General features: G+C 38.5%; 1 protein-coding gene. It reads left to right on the top strand.

Annotated features, from left to right (window positions below; all coding sequences use genetic code 11):
• Positions 1-67: 67 nt before the first annotated feature.
• A partial coding sequence (locus DET49_RS18300; RefSeq protein ID WP_133550295.1) for an efflux RND transporter permease subunit occupies positions 68-1797 on the top strand: 1730 nt, incomplete at its 3' end.

A 1797-nucleotide genomic window follows, 5' to 3' on the forward strand; every position in this document is an offset into this window, starting at 1 on the left:
TATTGATAGATTTTGTTAGGCACAAAATTATTATCAAGAATTTTAACTGAATTAAATTTTTATTTATATGATTAATAAGATAATCGCATTTTCCATTAATAATAAATTTATTATTGGACTACTTACCTTAGCGCTGATAGGGACGGGTATTTGGTCCATGATGACCGTCAACCTGGGATCGGTGCCAGATATTACTAACAATCAGGTTCAGGTGATCACCCAGTCGCCAAATCTTGCCACAGAAGATATTGAACAATTTGTAACCTATCCCGTAGAACTTTCGATGGGTAATTTACCTGGAGTTACAGAGATTCGCTCTATTTCACGGTTTGGACTTTCGGTAGTTACTATTGTTTTTAAAGATGATATGGGAACTTATCTCCCTCGTCAACTAGTACAGGAAAAACTTAATGAATTGGGAGAAACCATTCCCGATAAATTTGGAAGTCCTGCTATGGGACCTATTTCAACCGGATTGGGTCAAATTTATGAGTATACCATAAAGCCAAAGGAGGGATACGAAACTGAATATTCTCCCATGGAACTACGAACTATTCAGGACTGGATAATCAAGCGACAACTTACCTTGCTGGAAGGTGTGGTGGAAGTAAATTCTTTTGGAGGCTCCATAAAACAATATGAGGTAGCAATCAATCCTGAGAAATTAAACAGTATGGGTATAAGTATCTCTGAGGTTTATGAGGCGCTGGCCCGAAACAATGTGAATACCGGTGGAGCTTATATTGAGAAAAATAAAATGTCAAATTTTATTAGAGGTGAAGGTTTAATCCGTTCACTGGAGGATATAAGGAAAATTGCTATTACTACCGAAAATTCTATTCCGATAACTATTGGAGATGTTGCGGAAGATGTTCAGTTTGGAAATCAGGTACGCTACGGAGCTTTCACTCAAGACGGAGAGGAAGCCGTAGGCGGGATAATAATGATGTTAAAAGGCGCCAATCCCAATGCCGTAATTCAGGATGTTAAAGATAGGATGGCAGAAGTTGAAAAGTCACTTCCTGAAGGTTTGACCATAGAGCCAATTATTGATCGGAGTGAATTAATAGCACGAACAACCGATACTGTTAAAACAAATTTACTGGAAGGTGCATTGATAGTGATTTTTGCCCTGGTATTGTTATTAGGTAGTCTAAGAGGTGGACTTATTACTGCTACCACTATTCCCTTATCACTGCTTTTTGCTTTTATTTTAATGAAACAATTCAATGTCTGGGCCAATCTAATGAGTTTGGGCGCTATTGACTTTGGAATCATTATAGACGGTGCAGTGATTATCATCGAGGGAACCGTGTATGAAATACAAAAACGGATAAGATCTGGCAAGGTGAAATTCAATCAGGCTAAAATGGATGAAGTAGCCTATGATGCTGGGAGCACGATGATGAGTTCCGCATTTTTTGGACAGATTATAATTCTTATTGTATTCACGCCTATACTTTTTCTTACGGGGGTAGAAGGTAAAATGTTTAAGCCGATGGCGTACACTTTCGGTTTTGCCATGATAGGTGCTATTTTCTTATGCCTTACCTATGTCCCTATGATGTCTGCCCTATTTATGAAACCCATTCAGAATAAAAAGAACTGGTTTGGAAGGTTTGAACGCTGGCTGGAAAGGATAAGTGATAAGATAATTGGTGGAATACAAAGGGTATATATGCCTTTACTGAAAGGGGCATTAAAACTGAAGCTCATTGTTGTAGGTGCTGCTGCTGTTCTACTTGTATTAGCCGGTTTCCTTTTTTCCAGAATGGGAGGAGAATTTGTGCCTCAACT

This window comes from Salegentibacter sp. 24 (assembly GCF_004362395.1).
Taxonomy (GTDB): domain Bacteria; phylum Bacteroidota; class Bacteroidia; order Flavobacteriales; family Flavobacteriaceae; genus Salegentibacter.